The organism is Mycobacterium sp. 23 (assembly GCF_048287075.1).
Taxonomy (GTDB): Bacteria; Actinomycetota; Actinomycetes; order Mycobacteriales; family Mycobacteriaceae; genus Mycobacterium; species Mycobacterium gordonae_B.
Map to the genome: position 1 here is coordinate 6,202,086 of NZ_JBLVUX010000005.1, position 17,258 is coordinate 6,219,343.

A 17,258-nucleotide genomic window follows, 5' to 3' on the forward strand; every position below is an offset into this window, starting at 1 on the left:
CTGACATGCGAGGGAACTCGGTGGGTCTGAACCTCACGGACTCCGTCTACGAGCGCTTGCTCTCCGAGCGCATCATCTTCCTGGGGTCGGAGGTGAACGACGAGGTCGCCAACCGGTTGTGCGCGCAGATTCTGCTGCTCGCCGCCGAGGACGGCGATAAGGACATCAACCTCTACATCAACTCTCCGGGCGGATCGATCAGCGCCGGCATGGCGATCTACGACACGATGGTTCTCGCCCCGTGTGACATCGCCACCTACGCGATGGGCATGGCCGCCTCGATGGGGGAATTCCTGTTGGCAGCGGGCACCAAGGGCAAGCGCTACGCATTGCCGCACGCCCGCATCCTGATGCACCAGCCCCTGGGTGGTGTGACGGGGAGCGCGGCGGACATCGCCATCCAGGCCGAGCAGTTCGCCGTCATCAAGAAGGAGATGTTCCGGCTCAACGCCGAGTTCACCGGCCAGTCGATCGAGCGCATCGAGGCCGACTCCGACCGCGACCGCTGGTTCACCGCCCCCGAGGCCCTGGAGTACGGCTTCGTCGACCACATCATCACTCGCGCCGCCCACATCAGTAACGGAGAAGCCCAGTGAACCCTCTGAACCCGCAGATCCAGCCGCAGGCGCGCTACATCCTGCCGTCGTTCATCGAACACTCCAGCTTCGGAGTCAAGGAGTCCAACCCGTACAACAAGCTGTTCGAGGAGCGCATCATCTTCCTCGGTGTACAGGTCGACGACGCATCGGCGAACGACATCATGGCCCAGCTGCTCGTGCTGGAGTCGCTGGATCCCGACCGCGACATCACCATGTACATCAACTCGCCGGGCGGTGGCTTCACCTCGCTGATGGCCATCTACGACACCATGCAGTACGTGCGTGCCGACATTCAGACGGTGTGCCTGGGTCAGGCCGCCTCGGCGGCCGCGGTGCTGCTGGCCGCCGGAACCCCGGGTAAGCGCATGGCACTGCCGAACGCGCGGGTGCTGATCCACCAGCCGTCGCTGTCGGGCGTGATCCAGGGCCAGTTCTCCGACCTGGAGATCCAGGCCGCCGAGATCGAGCGCATGCGCACGCTGATGGAGACCACCCTGGCCCGCCACACCGGCAAGGACGCCGCGACGGTCCGCAAGGACACCGACCGCGACAAGATCCTCACCGCCGAAGACGCCAAGGAGTACGGGATCATCGACACCGTCCTCGAGTACCGCAAGCTCTCCGCGCAGAACGCCTGACCGGCCTCACCCGCCGAGCAGACGCAAAATCGCCCCGGAACGCAGTTTCCGGGGCGATTTTGCGTCTGCTCGCGGGACTGGGTCACGGTAGGGTTGCTTCGTGGTACCGCGTCGGGGGGGTCACGACCGCGACACGCCAGAGACACGTATTGCGCGTCTCGGCGAGTGGCGGACCCCGCCGGAGGATATGTTGCATTCACACGAGAAGTACGCATCCGAGTGAGTACCAGCAAATACCAAGGAAGCTATTCGGCGTTATCGGTCGCGACAGGCCGGAACAAACGGGTAGCGTCGTGGGATACACGCGGCAGGCAAGACGAACGGCGATACAGGAAGTAGGCCCTGAGGCATCATGGCGCGCATCGGAGACGGCGGTGACCTGCTGAAGTGCTCGTTCTGCGGAAAGAGTCAAAAGCAAGTCAAGAAACTCATTGCGGGTCCCGGGGTGTACATCTGCGATGAGTGCATCGACCTGTGCAACGAGATCATCGAAGAGGAACTCGCCGACGCCGACGATGTGAAGCTGGACGAGCTGCCCAAGCCGATCGAGATCCGGGACTTCCTCGAGGGCTACGTCATCGGGCAGGACACCGCCAAGCGCACGCTGGCCGTCGCGGTCTACAACCACTACAAGCGCATCCAGGCCGGCGAGAAGGGCCGCGACTCCCGGTACGAGCCGGTCGAGTTGACCAAATCCAACATCCTGATGCTCGGCCCCACCGGCTGCGGCAAGACCTACCTGGCCCAGACGCTGGCCAAGATGCTCAACGTCCCGTTCGCCATCGCCGACGCCACCGCACTGACCGAGGCCGGCTATGTCGGTGAGGACGTCGAGAACATCCTGCTCAAGCTCATCCAGGCTGCGGACTACGACGTCAAGCGTGCCGAGACCGGCATCATCTACATCGACGAGGTCGACAAGATCGCCCGCAAGAGCGAGAACCCGTCGATCACCCGTGACGTCTCCGGCGAGGGGGTTCAGCAGGCGCTGCTGAAGATCCTGGAAGGCACCCAGGCATCCGTTCCCCCGCAGGGCGGCCGCAAGCACCCGCACCAGGAATTCATCCAGATCGACACCACCAACGTGTTGTTCATCGTGGCGGGCGCGTTCGCCGGTCTGGAGAAGATCATCTACGAGCGGGTCGGCAAGCGCGGTCTGGGCTTCGGCGCCGAGGTGCGCTCCAAGGCCGAGATCGACACCACCGACCACTTCGCCGAAGTGATGCCCGAGGACCTGATCAAGTTCGGCCTGATTCCCGAGTTCATCGGTCGCCTCCCGGTAGTCGCGTCGGTGACCAACCTCGACAAGGAGTCGCTGGTCAAGATCCTCTCGGAGCCGAAGAACGCCCTGGTGAAGCAATACACCAGGCTGTTCGAGATGGACGGTGTAGAGCTGGAGTTCGCTGATGACGCGCTGGACGCGATCGCCGACCAGGCGATCCACCGCGGCACCGGTGCCCGTGGTCTGCGCGCCATCATGGAGGAAGTCCTGCTGCCGGTGATGTACGACATCCCGAGCCGCGACGACGTCGCCAAGGTCGTCGTAACCAAGGAGACCGTGCAGGACAACGTGCTCCCGACCATCGTGCCCCGCAAGCCGTCCCGGTCGGAGCGGCGCGACAAGAGCGCCTGACCCGCGAAAGGTCCGTCTGCGAAGTCGGCATGACCCCAGGCGAATTCGGGTAATTACACCGAGTGCCCGGTGACGCTGTTTCGCGGCGCCTGGCGCGCTCGCTGGACCTGCTGAATCTGCTGCTCGCTGACGTTCGTGACGGCCTGGGTCCCTATCTCTCGATCTACCTGCTGATCACCCACCACTGGGATCAGGAATCGATCGGCCTCGTCATGGCGATCGGGGGCATCGGCGCCATCGTCGCGCAGGCCCCGGTCGGTGCCCTGGTCGACAGGACCACGGCCAAGCGGGGTCTGATCATCATCGGCGCGCTGATCGTCACCGCCGGCTCCCTGGCCATGCCGCTGTTTCCCCGCCTGTACCCGATCGCGTTCCTGCAAGTGGTCACCGGAATGGCAGGCTCGATCTTCGCGCCGGCGCTGGCCGCCATCACGCTGGGTGTGGTCGGCCCGCGTTTCTTCGCCCGCCGCATCGGGCGTAACGAGTCCTTCAATCACGCCGGCAATGCCGCGGCCGCGGCGGTCACCGGGGGACTGGCCTACTTCTTCGGACCGGCGGTGGTGTTTTGGGTGCTGGCCGCGATGGCAGTCGGGAGCGTGGCCGCGACGCTGTGGATCCCCGGCGACGCCATCGACCACGAGGTGGCCCGCGGCATGGATCACCCGCCCGGTGGCCGGCCGCAGCACGTGCAACCGGTGACCGCGCTGCTGCGCAACCGGCGGCTGGTGACGTTCGCGGTGGCCGTCGTGGCGTTTCACTTCGCCAACGCGGCGATGCTGCCACTGGTCGGGCAACTCCTGGCCCTGCACAACAAAGACGTCGGGACCGCGCTGATGGCGGTGTGCATCGTCGCCGCTCAACTGGTGATGGTGCCCGTCGCCTACCTGGCCGGCGCCAAGGCCGACGCCTGGGGGCGCAAGCCGATCTTCCTGATCGGCTTCGCCGTGCTCACCGCGCGCGGCTTTCTGTACACGTTGTCGGACAACTCGTACTGGCTGGTGGGCGTGCAGCTGCTGGACGGGGTCGGCGCCGGGGTGTTCGGAGCGCTGTTCCCCCTCGTCGTCCAGGACGTGACGCACGGGTCTGGGCGGTTCAACGTCAGCCTGGGCGGCGTCACGGCAGCGATGGGCATCGGAGCCGCGGTGTCGAACTATGTGGCCGGTGCGATCGTCGTCGCCGCCGGATATCACGCCGCGTTCCTGTCGCTGGGGGCCATCGCCGGCGCGGGATTCGCCCTCTATCTGATTGCCATGCCGGAGACGGGACCGAAAACAGGCTCGAAAACAGGCCCCGAAACGCGATCGGAAACCCGGCCGGATGCCGCCACGCCGATAAAGTGACCAACACCACAGTTTTGTTTCTGCCCGTCCCCGGCGTCACCCTGACATCGGCTTTTACCTGCATACTCGCCGGTAACAAGCATAAGAGCATGACTGTACATCCTTAGAGAAGTGTCATAATTGGTACTGCCAGTGACATAAAACGTGACAGCGGAGACGGCACTTCGGCGCGCGTAATCTGGAGCTGCAGCGGAGTGCCTGTCCGGATACCAAGTTGGAAGGCGGAGACGTGAATCCGAACGGCAACGGCGCCGGGGAAGAGTCTCAGAATGGGTCCAGTCGGCAGCGACTGGAAAATGTCGTCATCCGATTTGCGGGAGACTCCGGCGACGGCATGCAGCTGACCGGTGACCGGTTCACTTCGGAGGCCGCACTTTTCGGCAACGACCTGGCCACGCAGCCCAACTACCCGGCCGAGATCCGCGCTCCGGCAGGAACATTGCCCGGGGTCTCCTCTTTCCAGATCCAGATCGCCGACTATGACATCCTGACCGCCGGGGACCGGCCCGACGTCCTGGTGGCCATGAATCCCGCGGCGCTGAAGGCGAACATCGGTGACCTTCCGCGCGGGGGAATGGTGATCGCCAATTCCGACGAGTTCACCAAGCGCAATCTCACCAAAGTGGGTTATGTGACAAACCCCTTGGAGTCCGACGAGCTCGAGGAATACGTGGTGCACGCCGTGCCCATGACCACGCTGACCCTCGGTGCCGTCGAGGCGATCGGCGCCACGAAGAAGGACGGCCAGCGCGCCAAGAACATGTTCGCCCTGGGCCTGCTGTCCTGGATGTACGGGCGACCGGTCCAGACCAGCGAAACCTTCATCAGGGAGAAGTTCGCCCGCAAGCCGGACATCGCCGAGGCGAATGTGCTGGCGTTGAAGGCGGGCTGGAACTACGGCGAAACCACCGAGGCGTTCGGGACGACCTACGAGGTGTCCAAGGCCTCGTTGCCGCCCGGCGAATACCGGCAGATCTCCGGCAACACCGCACTGGCCTACGGCATCGTCGCGGCCGGCCGGCTGGCCGACAAGCAGGTGATGCTCGGCAGCTACCCGATCACCCCGGCGTCGGACATCCTGCACGAGCTGTCCAAGCACAAGAACTTCAACGTCATCACCTTCCAGGCCGAGGACGAGATCGGCGGCATCTGCGCCGCGATCGGTGCCTCCTACGGCGGTGCGCTGGGTGTCACCAGCACCTCGGGCCCGGGTATGTCGCTGAAATCCGAGGCAATGGGTCTGGCCGTGATGACCGAGCTGCCGCTGATCGTCATCGACGTCCAGCGCGGCGGACCGTCCACCGGATTGCCCACCAAGACCGAGCAGGCCGACCTGCTGCAGGCACTGTTCGGCCGCAACGGCGAGTCGCCGGTGGCGGTGCTGGCTCCGCGGTCACCCTCGGACTGCTTCGAGACCGCGGTGGAGGCGGTCCGGATCGCGGTGTCGTACCACACCCCGGTGATTCTGCTGTCCGACGGCGCGATCGCGAATGGCTCTGAGCCCTGGGCCATTCCGGACGTGAGCTCGTTCGAGCCGATCAAGCACATCTTCGCCAAACCGGGTGAGCCCTTCGAGCCGTACGCCCGGCACCGCGACACCCTTGCCCGCCAGTTCGCGGTGCCCGGCACCCCGGGCCTCGAGCACCGCATCGGCGGGCTGGAAGCGGCCAACGGATCCGGCGACATCTCCTACGACCCCACCAACCACGACCTGATGGTCCGGATCCGCAAGGCCAAGATCGACGGCATCCGCGTCCCGGACCTCGAGGTCGACGACCCCACCGGTGACGCCGAGCTGCTGCTGCTCGGCTGGGGAAGTTCCTACGGACCGATCGGCGAAGCCTGTCGGCGCGCGCGCCGCCGGGGCACCAAGGTCGCGCATGCCCACCTGCGGTACCTGAACCCGTTCCCGGCGAACCTGGGTGATGTCTTGCACCGCTACCCGAAAGTGGTGTGCCCGGAGATGAACATGGGCCAGCTCGCAATGTTGTTGCGCGCCAAGTACTTGGTCGACGTCAAGTCGGTCACCAAGGTCAAGGGTGTCTCATTCCTGGCCGACGAGATCGGGCGATTCATCCGGGCGGCCCTGGCCGGCAGGCTGAACGAGCTCGAGCAGGACAAGACCATCATCGCCAGATTGTCGGCGGCCCACGTCGAAGAGGGGGTCAGCGCATGACGGGTCGATGCGAAGCGACGAGGAGGACGCGGCGCTCATGACCAGCCTGATCGGCACCGACCTGGGGGTAACCCCGAAGGTGCACAAGAACGACGGGGTGCCCACCCGGTCTGCTGAAGAGCCGCCGCAGAAGGGCAAAGACTTCACCAGCGAGCAGGAAGTGCGCTGGTGCCCGGGTTGCGGTGACTACGTCATCCTCAACACCATTCGCAACTTCCTGCCCGAACTCGGGCTGCGCCGCGAGAACATCGTGTTCATCAGCGGCATCGGTTGCTCAAGCCGGTTCCCCTACTACCTGGAGACCTACGGGTTCCACTCGATCCATGGCCGCGCGCCGGCCATCGCCACCGGCCTGGCCCTGGCGCGCGAGGACCTGTCGGTCTGGGTGGTCACCGGCGACGGCGACGCGTTGTCCATCGGTGGCAACCACCTCATCCACGCCCTGCGCCGCAACGTCAACATCACCATCCTGTTGTTCAACAACCGGATCTACGGGCTGACCAAGGGTCAGTATTCACCGACGTCAGAGGTCGGCAAGATCACCAAGTCGACGCCGATGGGTTCGCTCGACCACCCGTTCAACCCGGTGTCGCTGGCGCTGGGTGCCGAGGCGACATTCGTAGGCCGCGCACTGGATTCGGATCGTGCCGGGCTGACCGACGTGCTGCGGGCCGCGGCCCAGCATCGCGGTGCCGCGCTGGTCGAGATCATGCAGGACTGCCCGATCTTCAACGACGGCTCGTTCGACGCACTGCGCAAGGAAGGCTCCGAGGAGCGGGTGATCAAGGTCCGCCATGGCGAGCCGATCGTGTTCGGCGCCAACGGCGAATACTGCGTCGTGAAATCGGGCTTCGGTCTGGACGTAGCCAAGACCGCCGACGTGGCCGAGGGCGAAATCGTCGTGCACGACGCCCACGCTGACGATTCCGCGTACGCGTTCGCGTTGTCGCGCCTGTCGGATCAGAACCTCGACCACATGGTGATGGGCATCTTCCGCGACATCAGCCGACCCACCTACGACGACGCTGCGCGCTCGCAGGTAGAGTCCGCCCAGAATTCGATCCCATCGGATGAAGCCGCGCTGCAGTCGCTGCTGCGCGGACGTGATACCTGGACCGTGGACTGAGGTGGCTAGTGCCTGAAGACGTTTCACTGGCCGGCGTCGTCGTCGCCGGCGGCGAATCCCGCCGGATGGGCCGTGACAAGGCCACCCTGCCGCTCCCCGGCGGGACGGGCACGATGGTGGAGCGTGTGGTTGACGTTGTGTCGCAACGTTGTTCGCCGGTATACGTGATGGCTGCGCCGGGCCAACCGCTGCCCGCACTGTCGGTGCCCATTCTGCGCGACGAGGTGCGCGGGCTGGGTCCGCTGCCTGCGACCGGACGCGGACTGCGGGCCGCCGCGGCGGCCGGGGCGCGTTACGCATTTGTCGCTGCGGTCGACATGCCCTCTCTGACAGTCGATTTGATCGAAGAGCTGTTCCGCCTCGCCGTGGAGACCGACGCCGAGGTGGTGATGCCGTGGGATGGTCGCAGTCACTACCTGGCCGCGATCTACCGCACGGACCTTGCTGACCGCATCGACGCATTGGTGGCCGCCGGCGCGCGCAAGATGAGCGATTTGATCGACGCGTCGGATGCGCAGCAGATCGTACTGACGGACTCCGATGCGCTGACCAACGTGAACACGGTGGACGACTTGCGCACCCCGGTCCGCCCGGGACGCTGAGGGTCTTTCGTTCAACGTTGATGGCGTTGCGCCACAACATCTTTTGCGGCGCCGTTATCGGCTGACGCCGAGACATGGTCATCGCAAAGAGAATTCACACAAAATCAATTTTCCGTGGACGCCGGCGTCCGTGAAAAGGGTTGTGACAGCCGCTGTTTGACTGGCGAATTGTGTGCCACGTCACCTCGCCGTCGTTATCTTCGCGTGTTGTTGAGCGCACGTCGATTAGCGAAATCCGGTGGCCCAGCTCACAATATGCGCGTGATTCGGCTCACGAATGCGCTGCAGTCGCGACCGCCGGCCGGCGTTCGAAACGGCCTGCTGACCTGCGTGAACCATTCCGCTACCGATCCGTGATCGGCTCGTTATCGGTGCTGAATACCCACTCGGTCGAGGTGACGAATCCAAATCGTTATCGTACGGTCCTTCTAGCCCGAAAATGGGCACCAATAAGTAATTGGAAAATTGAATCCACGGACCCGCGTGTGAGCGGAGTGGGAGACGGCACTCGGTAAGGGCGCCGCCCCGCAGGCGTTGGCGAGCAGTCGCGCCGGGCAGACCCATGTCCTCCGCTGTCGTGCCGAAACGAGACGGCACGCCCTGAAGCGTTTTCAGCGTCTTTACGTATTGAGCAACACCGACGCCCCAAGCAACACCCGACCCACTTCTGTGGGCTGTCTTCAGCGCGCGCGCAGCGAAAGGAACAGTGTTGAAGAACGTCCGCAAGACGCTCATTGTCGCCGCGATTACCGGGACCCTCGTGACCGTGCCGACCACCGGCATCGCTCACGCGGATGTCCAGGGCGTGGACCCCAATGTCGCCCCCGGCTTCGACCCGGGCCTGCCGGCCCCTGACGCGCCGCCGGCCCCCGAGGACGTGGCCTTCGACCCGAACCTGCCGGCGCCCGACGCCCCGCCGGCGCCGGACGCCCCGCCGGCCCCCGAGGCGGTGGGCTTCGACCCGAACCTGCCGGCCCCGGACGCCCCGCCCGTCGATGAGCCCCCCGCGCCCGCACCCGTCAAGGCGTACAGCGTGAACTGGGACGCGATCGCACAGTGCGAGTCCGGTGGCAACTGGGCGATCAGCACCGGCAACGGCTACTCCGGTGGCCTGCAGTTCACCGCGAGCACCTGGCATGCCAACGGTGGTTCGGGCTCCGCCGCCGGCGCCAGCCGTGAGGAGCAGATCCGCGTGGCCGAGAACGTGCTGCACTCCCAGGGCATCGGCGCGTGGCCGGTGTGCGGCCGCCGCGGCTGACCAAGCCGAAATTGAACTGAGCGCGATCCGAGTGCCGGGCCTTCGGGCCCGGCATTCGGCGTCTGTGGGGTGGGCCGGGCCGGGGCGTACCGGATTGTGGCCCCGGGTAGCGTCAAGCGGGTGACCGAGACGCCACGCGAATTCGACATCATCGTCTATGGGGCAACGGGCTTCGTGGGGAAGCTGACCGCCGAATACCTGGCCAGGGCGGGGGAGACGCGCGAATAGCGCTGGCCGGCAGGTCCAAAGAGCGGCTGGAGGCCGTCCGCAAGACGCTGGGCCCCGGCGCGCAGGACTGGGCGCTGGTCGCCGCCGACGCCACCTCCGAGTCGTCGCTCAAGGAGATGGCCGCGCGCACCCGGGTCGTCATCACCACGGTGGGGCCGTACACCCGCTACGGGCTGCCCCTGGTCGCGGCGTGCGCCGCGGCCGGCACCGACTACGCCGACCTGACCGGCGAGGCGAACTTCGTGCGCGAGAGCATCGACCTCTACCACAAGCAGGCCGCGGACACCGGCGCGCGCATCGTGCACGCCTGCGGTTTCGACTCCGTCCCCTCGGACCTGACCGTCTATGCCCTGTACCGCGCAGCGCAGCACGACGGCACGGGTGAGCTGGGCGAGACCAACTATGTGTTGCGGTCCATGCGCGGTGGCGCATCCGGCGGGACCATCGCCTCGGGCGTGGAAATCATGCGTACCGCCTCGGATGACCCGGAGATCCGCCGCCAGCTCGAAGATCCGTACACGTTGAGCACCGACCGTGCCGCTGAGCCCGACTTGGGGGCACAACCCGATCTCACCCTGCTTCGGGGTAGCCGGATCGCGCCGGAACTGGCCGGGTTGTGGACGGCCGCATTTCCAATGGCACCCTCCAACACCCGAATCGTTCGACGCAGCAATTCGCTGCTGAATTGGGCCTACGGTCGTACGTTCCGCTACACCGAAACCATGAGTGTGGGGTCGTCGCCGTTGGCGCCTGTCGCGTCCGCCGTCATGACCGGGTTCTCCAGTGCGTTCTTCGCTGCGGGCAGTCGTTTCCTCAATCGTGTGCCGAGCGGGTGGCTGGAAAGGGTGCTGCCGAAATCGGGCAGCGGCCCGAGCGCCAAGGCCCGCGAGCGCGGCTACTACAAGCTGGAGACGTACACCACCACGACGTCCGGTGCCCGTTACGTGGCGCGCATGGAACAGCGGGGCGACCCCGGTTACAAGGCCACTTCGGTGATACTGGGGGAGTGCGGTCTTGCCCTGGCCAAAGATCGCGACAAGCTCTCCGACCTGCATGGCGTGTTGACTCCGGCGGCAGCCATGGGCGACGCGTTGTTGGCCCGGTTCCCACACGCAGGTATCGAGCTGCGGACCGAACGGTTAAATTGACGGACTAGTTGAAATCCGCCTGATCAAAGGGTGTTGATTCGGATCCGGTGGGTCTAGTCTCGTAGCTGCTCGCCCCATCCCAGCGACGAAGGTGGATCACGATGGCCGGTCTCGAAGATCTCTACGCGCAGATTCCGTCCTCGGACATCGCGTCGAAGCTGGGGGCGGACCAGGGTGAAGTGGACAAGGCGGTGCACACCCTGGTGCCGGTGCTGCTGAGCGGTCTGCAGCACACTTCGCAGGACCCCGAGCACGCCAGCAGGATCGAGGATGCCGCCAGTGGCCACGCGGCGCGTGGGCTGCTCGACGCCGGCGGCGGCGTCGACCAGGTCGACGAACAGGACGGGCACCAGGCGGTCGCGACGCTCTTCGGCGGCAAGGACACCGACGAAGTCGCTGCAGCACTGGCCGGCGGCGGCGCCGGCAACAGCGACCTGCTCAAGCAACTGCTGCCCGTCATCTTGCCGATTGTGTTGGCGTACATCGGAAAACAACTCAACTCCGGCGCCCCGGCCGAGGCGCCCGCCTCGCAGCAACGCAGCTCCGGCGGCGGGCTGGGCGACATCCTGGGCAGCATCCTGGGCGGTGGCAACGACAAGTCTCTGGGCGGGATTCTCGGCAGTGTGCTGGGCAACAAGGGCGGTGGGTTGGGCGATATCCTCGGGGGCCTGCTCGGCGGTAAGAAATAGGCTGCGCCACAACAGGATTGCGTCCGGCGCGGTCGCGTCGCGAGGTTTTCAGGTCCCGTAAACGCATAGGTATGGAGAGGAAAAATCATGGCAGACAGGCTCACCGAAGGTCAGAAGCTGGTCAAGGGAGAGTCGTTGACGTCCAGCAACGGCGCCTACACCCTGACCCTGCAGGACGACGGCAACCTGGTGCTGGCCGTCTGGGGCAACCCGATCTGGTCCACCTCGACCAACGGCCAGGACGTGGTGCGCGCCGAGGTGCAGACCGACGGCAACTTCGTGCTGTACACCGCCGACAAGCCGGTGTGGCACAGCGACACCAAGGGCAAGAAGCAGGTCCAGCTCGTCCTGCAGGACGACCGGAACCTGGTGCTGTACGCGGCCGACGGCCCGGCCTGGTCCACCAAGACCGAGACCGACGCGCCGCCGCCGCCCGAGCCGGTGGCCGAGGCGCAGAAGTCCGGCTCGGGTTCGGGCCAATCCGGCTGGTGGGGATCCGATGAGCCGGCGGAGAACGCTGTCGCCGAAGCGCCCGCCGAACCCGCGGCCGAAGCGGCGCCGGCCGAACCCGAACCCGCCGCCCGTACTTACACCGTCGAGTCCGGCGACACCCTGTGGGCGATCGCGGAGCGCTTCTACGGTGACGGCAGCAAGTATCAGGTCATCGCCGACGCCAGCGGGATCCCCAACCCCGACCTGATACACCCCGGGCAGGTGCTCACCATCCCGTAGTCGGGTTTTGCCTGCGGGTTCAGGCCCTTACACGGGCGCGGCCGGCGGTTCCTAGAATTGACCGGTGACCGCCAGCCCCCGCCCTGTCGATGACCAGCTGCCCAAGTCCTGGGATCCGGCCGCGATGGAGGGCGCGATCTACCAGAAATGGGTAGATGCCGGCTACTTCACCGCGGACCCCGAGAGCACCAAGCCCGCGTACTCCATCGTGCTCCCGCCGCCGAACGTCACCGGCAGCCTGCACATGGGCCACGCGCTCGAGCACACCATGATGGATGCGCTGACCCGTCGCAAGCGCATGCAGGGCTACGAGGTGCTGTGGCAGCCGGGCATGGACCACGCCGGCATCGCCACCCAGAGTGTGGTGGAAAAGCAGCTGGCGGTCGACGGCAAGACCAAGGAGGACTTCGGCCGGGAGCTGTTCGTCGAGAAGGTCTGGGACTGGAAGCGGGAGTCCGGCGGTGCGATCGGCGGCCAGATGCGCCGGCTCGGGGACGGCGTGGACTGGAGCCGTGACCGCTTCACCATGGACGAGGGCCTGTCGCGTGCCGTCCGGACGATCTTCAAGCGCCTCTACGACGAAGGCCTGATCTATCAAGCCGAACGGCTGGTCAACTGGTCGCCGGTGCTGGAGACGGCGATCTCCGACCTCGAGGTCAACTACCAGGATGTCGAGGGCGAGCTGGTGTCGTTCCGGTACGGCTCGCTCGACGACTCGCAACCCCACATCGTGGTCGCGACCACCCGGGTGGAGACCATGCTGGGCGACACCGCCATCGCGGTGCACCCCGACGACGAGCGCTACCGCCACCTGGTCGGGACCAGCCTGCCGCACCCGTTCGTCGAGCGCGAGATGATCGTCGTCGCAGACGAGCACGTCGATCCCGAATTCGGTACCGGCGCCGTGAAAGTCACGCCCGCACACGATCCCAACGACTTCGAGATCGGGATGCGCCACCAGCTGCCGATGCCGTCGATCATGGACACCAAGGGCCGGATCGCGGGCACCGGAACGCAATTCGACGGCATGGACCGGTTCGAGGCCCGCCTCAAGGTCCGCGAGGCGCTTGCCGCCCAGGGCCGCGTGGTCGAGGAGAAGCGACCGTACCTGCACAGCGTCGGGCACTCCGAGCGCAGCGGTGAGCCGATCGAACCCCGGCTGTCGCTGCAGTGGTGGGTCCGGGTGGAGTCTATGGCCAAGGCCGCCGGTGACGCGGTTCGCAACGGCGACACCGTGATTCACCCCGCCAGCCTGGAGCCGCGGTGGTTCGCATGGGTGGACGACATGCACGACTGGTGCATTTCGCGGCAGCTGTGGTGGGGCCACCGCATCCCGATCTGGTACGGGCCCAACGGCGAAATGGTGTGCGTCGGTCCCGATGACACCCCGCCTGAGGGTTGGGAGCAGGACGGCGACGTGCTGGACACCTGGTTCTCCTCGGCGCTGTGGCCCTTCTCCACCCTGGGCTGGCCATCGAAGACCGCGGCCCTGGAAAAGTTCTATCCGACAAGCGTTCTGGTCACCGGCTACGACATCCTGTTCTTCTGGGTGGCCCGCATGATGATGTTCGGCACCTATGTCGGCGGCGACGACGCCATCACCCTCGACGGTCGCCGCGGCCGACAGGTGCCGTTCACCGACGTGTTCCTGCACGGGCTGATCCGCGACGAGTTCGGCCGCAAGATGAGCAAGTCCAAGGGCAACGTCATCGACCCGCTGGAGTGGATGGACAAGTACGGTGCCGACGCGCTGCGGTTCACCCTGGCCCGGGGCGCCAGCCCGGGCGGCGACCTGGCCATCGGCGAGGACGCGGTGCGGGCGTCGCGCAACTTCGGCACCAAACTGTTCAACGCCACCAGGTACGCGCTGATGAACGGCGCCGTGCCGGCGCCGCTGCCCGACGAACTGACCGACGCCGACCGTTGGGTGCTGGGCCGGCTGGAAGAGGTTCGTGCGGAAGTCGATGCGGCCTTCGACAGCTACGAGTTCAGCCGGGCCTGCGAGGCGCTCTACCACTTCGCCTGGGACGAATTCTGCGACTGGTATCTCGAATTGGCCAAGACGCAGCTGGCACAGGGCCTTTCGGGCACCACCGCGGTGCTGGCCGCCGGCCTGGACACGCTGCTGCGCCTGCTGCATCCGGTGATCCCGTTCATCAGCGAAGCGCTCTGGCAGGCCCTGACCGGCCGGGAGTCATTGGTGATTGCCGAGTGGCCCGAACCTTCCGGCATCACCCTGGATCCGATTGCAACACAACGGATCAACGATATGCAGAAGCTGGTGACCGAGGTGCGCAGGTTCCGCAGCGATCAGGGCCTGGCCGACCGGCAGAAGGTGCCGGCCCGGTTGTCCGGTATCGATGAGGCCGATCTGAGCAACCAGGTTCCGGCCGTGACGTCGCTGGCGTGGCTGACCGCCCCGGGTGACGATTTCCGCGCGTCGGCATCACTCGAAGTCCGGCTGAGCACCGCGACGGTCGTCGTCGACCTCGACACTTCCGGCACCATCGACGTGGCTGCCGAACGCCGGCGCCTGGAAAAGGATCTGGCCGCGGCGCAGAAGGAACTCGCTTCCACCGCTGCCAAACTCGGCAACGCCGACTTCCTGGCCAAGGCGCCCGAAGCCGTCGTCGACAAGATCCGCGCCCGGCAGCAGGTGGCCCAGGAAGAGACCGACCGGATCACCGCCAAATTGGCAGCTCTGCAATGAATTCCGATTCGCAGGACTGGGAAGCGGGCACCCGCCTGGCTCCCACCCCGGACGAGATCGCGGCCCTGTTGCAGGTCGAACATCTGCTCGACCAGCGCTGGCCCGAGACCCGCATCGAGCCGAGCCTGACCCGGATCAGCGCGCTGATGGACCTGCTCGGATCGCCGCAGTTGAGCTACCCGTCGATCCACATCGCCGGCACCAACGGCAAGACGTCGGTGGCGCGGATGATCGACGCGCTGATCACCGCGCTGCAGCAGCGCACCGGCCGCACCACCAGCCCACACCTGCAGTCGGCCGTCGAACGCATCTCGATTGACGGCGAGCCGATCACGCCGGCGCAGTACGTGGACGTCTACCGGGAGATCGAGCCGTTCGTGCATATGGTCGACCAGCAGTCCCAGGCTGAGGGGGGACCGGCGATGAGCAAGTTCGAGGTGCTCACCGCGATGGCGTTCGCGGCGTTCGCGGATGCGCCCGTCGACGTCGCGGTCGTCGAGGTCGGCATGGGTGGCAGTTGGGACGCCACCAACGTGCTGAACGCGCCGGTGGCGGTCATCACCCCGATCAGCGTCGATCACGTCGACTATCTGGGCGCGGACATCGCCGGGATCGCCAAGGAGAAGGCGGGCATCATCACCCGGGCGCCCGAGGGGTCGCCGGACACCGTCGCGGTGATTGGACGCCAGGTTCCCGAGGTGATGGACGTGCTACTGGACCAGACCGTGCGCGCCGACGCCGCGGTCGCCCGGCAGGACTCGGAGTTCGCCGTGCTGGGCCGGCAGGTCGCCATCGGCGGGCAGCTGCTGCAGTTGCAGGGACTCGGCGGGGTCTACCCGGACATCTACCTGCCCCTGCACGGGGAACATCAAGCCCACAACGCGGCCCTGGCGCTGGCCGCGGTGGAGGCTTTCTTCGGCGCCGGCGCGCAGCGTCAGCTGGATGTGGACGCGGTCCGGGCCGGTTTCGCCGCGGTCACCAGCCCCGGACGGCTCGAGCGCATGCGCAGCGCCCCGACGGTGTTCATCGACGCCGCACATAACCCCGCCGGCGCGGCCGCCCTCGCGCAGACACTGGCCGACGAGTTCGACTTCCGCACCCTGGTGGGGGTGGTCGCGGTGCTGGCCGACAAGGATGTCGACGGCATCCTCGCCGCGCTGGAGCCGGTGTTCGAATCCGTCGTCGTCACCCACAACGGGTCGCCCCGGGCCCTCGATGTCGAGACGCTGGCCTTGGCGGCACAGCAACGGTTCGGGCCCGACCGGGTGATCCCTGCCGACAACCTGCGCGACGCCATCGACGTCGCGACCGCGCTGGTCGACGCGGCCGATCAGGAGGATGAGATGTACTCCGGCACAGGCATTGTCATTACCGGCTCGGTCGTCACCGCCGGTGCCGCCCGGACGCTGTTCGGTCGTGATCCGCAATGACCGATGAGGTGCCGCCGCCGCCCGATCCGTGGAAAAGCTTCGCCGGGGTGATGGCGGGGACGCTGATCCTCGAGGTGATCGTGGTGCTGCTGGCGATACCCGTGGTGGGCGTCGTAGGAGGCGGCCTGACCGGCGCATCGCTGGGCTATCTGATCGGATTCGCCGTGCTGCTGGTGCTGCTGACCGGTTTGCAGCGCCGGCCGTGGGCGATCTGGGCCAACCTCGGCGCACAGCTGATCCTGGTCGCCGGCTTCCTGGTCTACCCGGCGGTCGGTGCCATGGGCGTGCTGTTCACCGCGGTGTGGGGGCTGATCGCCTATCTGCGGGCCGAGGTCCGGCGGCGCCAGGAGCGCTGGACGCCGCCGCCGTCCTGAACCGGTCCGGCTGGAGGTATCCAGGTTTGGGCACGCGCGTCAGGACCTCTACTCTTGTCGCCGTGACCGAACGGACCCTCGTATTGATCAAGCCCGACGGCGTGGAGCGCCAGTTGATAGGCGAGATACTCAGCCGCATCGAGCGCAAAGGCCTCACCATCGCGGCGCTGGAGCTCAGGACTGTCGGTGAGGACCTGGCCCGCCGCCATTACGCCGAGCACGACGGCAAGCCCTTCTTCGGTTCGCTGCTGGAGTTCATCACCTCCGGACCGGTCGTGGCGGCCGTGGTGGTCGGAACCCGGGCGATTGCCGCGTTCCGCCAGCTCGCCGGTGGCACCGACCCGGTGGAAAAGGCCACCCCCGGAACCATCCGGGGCGACTTCGGCCTGGAAACCCAGTTCAACCTGGTGCACGGGTCCGACTCCGCCGAATCGGCCAAACGCGAGATCGAGCTCTGGTTCCCCGGCATCTGACCGGGCCGCTCGAAGGGGAGCGTGATCCCTGGAAGTGATGTGGGATACTGACTGCGGGTGAACGTCGTCGAACCGGCGCCGGACACCCGAATGAAGACTTTG

14 protein-coding genes and 1 pseudogene are annotated in these 17,258 nt (G+C 66.4%); all 15 read left to right on the forward strand.

Annotated elements, in window-relative coordinates; translation table 11 throughout:
- The first annotated feature begins 5 nt into the window (after nucleotides 1–5).
- The 15 genes and pseudogenes from ACNQS7_RS29655 to ndk all read left to right on the forward strand — a co-directional run bounded on the left by ACNQS7_RS29655 (nucleotide 6) and on the right by ndk (nucleotide 17,156).
- Nucleotides 6–596 carry an ATP-dependent Clp protease proteolytic subunit gene (locus tag ACNQS7_RS29655; RefSeq protein ID WP_055577875.1) on the forward strand — a complete coding sequence of 197 codons (591 nt, stop codon included), beginning with the start codon at nucleotides 6–8 and terminating at the stop codon, nucleotides 594–596.
- Nucleotides 593–1,237 (forward strand): ATP-dependent CLP protease proteolytic subunit ClpP2, encoded by a 645-nt coding sequence (clpP2, locus tag ACNQS7_RS29660; RefSeq protein WP_156452480.1) that lies wholly within the window; start codon nucleotides 593–595, stop codon nucleotides 1,235–1,237. Before ACNQS7_RS29655 ends, clpP2 begins: the two co-directional genes overlap by 4 nt.
- A 352-nt stretch (nucleotides 1,238–1,589) precedes the next feature.
- The gene (clpX, locus tag ACNQS7_RS29665; protein ID WP_055577876.1) at nucleotides 1,590–2,870 is read left to right on the forward strand and encodes an ATP-dependent Clp protease ATP-binding subunit ClpX; all 1,281 of its coding nucleotides are present in this window, start codon (nucleotides 1,590–1,592) and stop codon (nucleotides 2,868–2,870) included.
- 62 nt (nucleotides 2,871–2,932) lie between these two features.
- Nucleotides 2,933–4,210 (forward strand): MFS transporter, encoded by a 1,278-nt coding sequence (locus tag ACNQS7_RS29670; RefSeq protein ID WP_418015349.1) that lies wholly within the window; start codon nucleotides 2,933–2,935, stop codon nucleotides 4,208–4,210.
- 229 nt (nucleotides 4,211–4,439) lie between these two features.
- Entirely contained in the window at nucleotides 4,440–6,386 is a 1,947-nt protein-coding gene (locus ACNQS7_RS29675; RefSeq protein ID WP_418015350.1) for a 2-oxoacid:acceptor oxidoreductase subunit alpha, read from the forward strand.
- A gap of 7 nt (nucleotides 6,387–6,393) precedes the next feature.
- Nucleotides 6,394–7,512, forward strand: a complete 1,119-nt coding sequence (locus ACNQS7_RS29680) for a 2-oxoacid:ferredoxin oxidoreductase subunit beta (protein WP_231752451.1) — start codon at nucleotides 6,394–6,396, stop codon at nucleotides 7,510–7,512.
- Entirely contained in the window at nucleotides 7,509–8,114 is a 606-nt protein-coding gene (gene mobA / locus ACNQS7_RS29685) for a molybdenum cofactor guanylyltransferase (protein ID WP_418016202.1), read from the forward strand. The genes ACNQS7_RS29680 and mobA overlap by 4 nt, the downstream gene beginning before the upstream one ends.
- A gap of 709 nt (nucleotides 8,115–8,823) precedes the next feature.
- Nucleotides 8,824–9,372: a transglycosylase family protein gene (locus ACNQS7_RS29690; protein WP_418015351.1), complete on the forward strand. Its 549-nt coding sequence runs from the start codon at nucleotides 8,824–8,826 to the stop codon at nucleotides 9,370–9,372.
- A gap of 120 nt (nucleotides 9,373–9,492) precedes the next feature.
- Nucleotides 9,493–10,748: pseudogene (locus tag ACNQS7_RS29695) on the forward strand (saccharopine dehydrogenase family protein).
- Between the two features lie 101 nt (nucleotides 10,749–10,849).
- Nucleotides 10,850–11,437, forward strand: a complete 588-nt coding sequence (locus ACNQS7_RS29700) for a DUF937 domain-containing protein (RefSeq protein WP_418015352.1) — start codon at nucleotides 10,850–10,852, stop codon at nucleotides 11,435–11,437.
- A gap of 87 nt (nucleotides 11,438–11,524) precedes the next feature.
- A complete protein-coding gene (locus ACNQS7_RS29705) occupies nucleotides 11,525–12,169 on the forward strand; it encodes a LysM peptidoglycan-binding domain-containing protein (RefSeq protein WP_418015353.1) in 645 nt (214 codons plus the stop codon).
- Nucleotides 12,170–12,233: 64 nt separating this feature from the next.
- Nucleotides 12,234–14,879 carry a valine--tRNA ligase gene (locus tag ACNQS7_RS29710; protein WP_418015354.1) on the forward strand — a complete coding sequence of 882 codons (2,646 nt, stop codon included), beginning with the start codon at nucleotides 12,234–12,236 and terminating at the stop codon, nucleotides 14,877–14,879.
- Nucleotides 14,876–16,309 (forward strand): bifunctional tetrahydrofolate synthase/dihydrofolate synthase, encoded by a 1,434-nt coding sequence (gene folC, locus ACNQS7_RS29715; protein WP_418015355.1) that lies wholly within the window; start codon nucleotides 14,876–14,878, stop codon nucleotides 16,307–16,309. Before ACNQS7_RS29710 ends, folC begins: the two co-directional genes overlap by 4 nt.
- Nucleotides 16,306–16,683, forward strand: coding sequence for a DUF4233 domain-containing protein (locus ACNQS7_RS29720; protein ID WP_418015356.1), 378 nt, complete (start codon nucleotides 16,306–16,308; stop codon nucleotides 16,681–16,683). The genes folC and ACNQS7_RS29720 overlap by 4 nt, the downstream gene beginning before the upstream one ends.
- Nucleotides 16,684–16,745: 62 nt before the next feature.
- Entirely contained in the window at nucleotides 16,746–17,156 is a 411-nt protein-coding gene (gene ndk / locus ACNQS7_RS29725) for a nucleoside-diphosphate kinase (RefSeq protein ID WP_418015357.1), read from the forward strand.
- Nucleotides 17,157–17,258 lie beyond the last annotated feature (102 nt).

What these genes read in the sequence shown, in the direction of transcription:
- ACNQS7_RS29655 (WP_055577875.1), top strand. Translation starts at nt 6, where the DNA reads ATGCGAGGGAACTCGGTGGGTCTGAACCTCACGGACTCCGTCTACGAG.
- clpX (WP_055577876.1), top strand. Translation starts at nt 1,590, where the DNA reads ATGGCGCGCATCGGAGACGGCGGTGACCTGCTGAAGTGCTCGTTCTGC.
- ACNQS7_RS29680 (WP_231752451.1), top strand. Translation starts at nt 6,394, where the DNA reads ATGCGAAGCGACGAGGAGGACGCGGCGCTCATGACCAGCCTGATCGGC.
- ACNQS7_RS29700 (WP_418015352.1), top strand. Translation starts at nt 10,850, where the DNA reads ATGGCCGGTCTCGAAGATCTCTACGCGCAGATTCCGTCCTCGGACATC.
- ACNQS7_RS29705 (WP_418015353.1), top strand. Translation starts at nt 11,525, where the DNA reads ATGGCAGACAGGCTCACCGAAGGTCAGAAGCTGGTCAAGGGAGAGTCG.
- folC (WP_418015355.1), top strand. Translation starts at nt 14,876, where the DNA reads ATGAATTCCGATTCGCAGGACTGGGAAGCGGGCACCCGCCTGGCTCCC.
- ACNQS7_RS29720 (WP_418015356.1), top strand. Translation starts at nt 16,306, where the DNA reads ATGACCGATGAGGTGCCGCCGCCGCCCGATCCGTGGAAAAGCTTCGCC.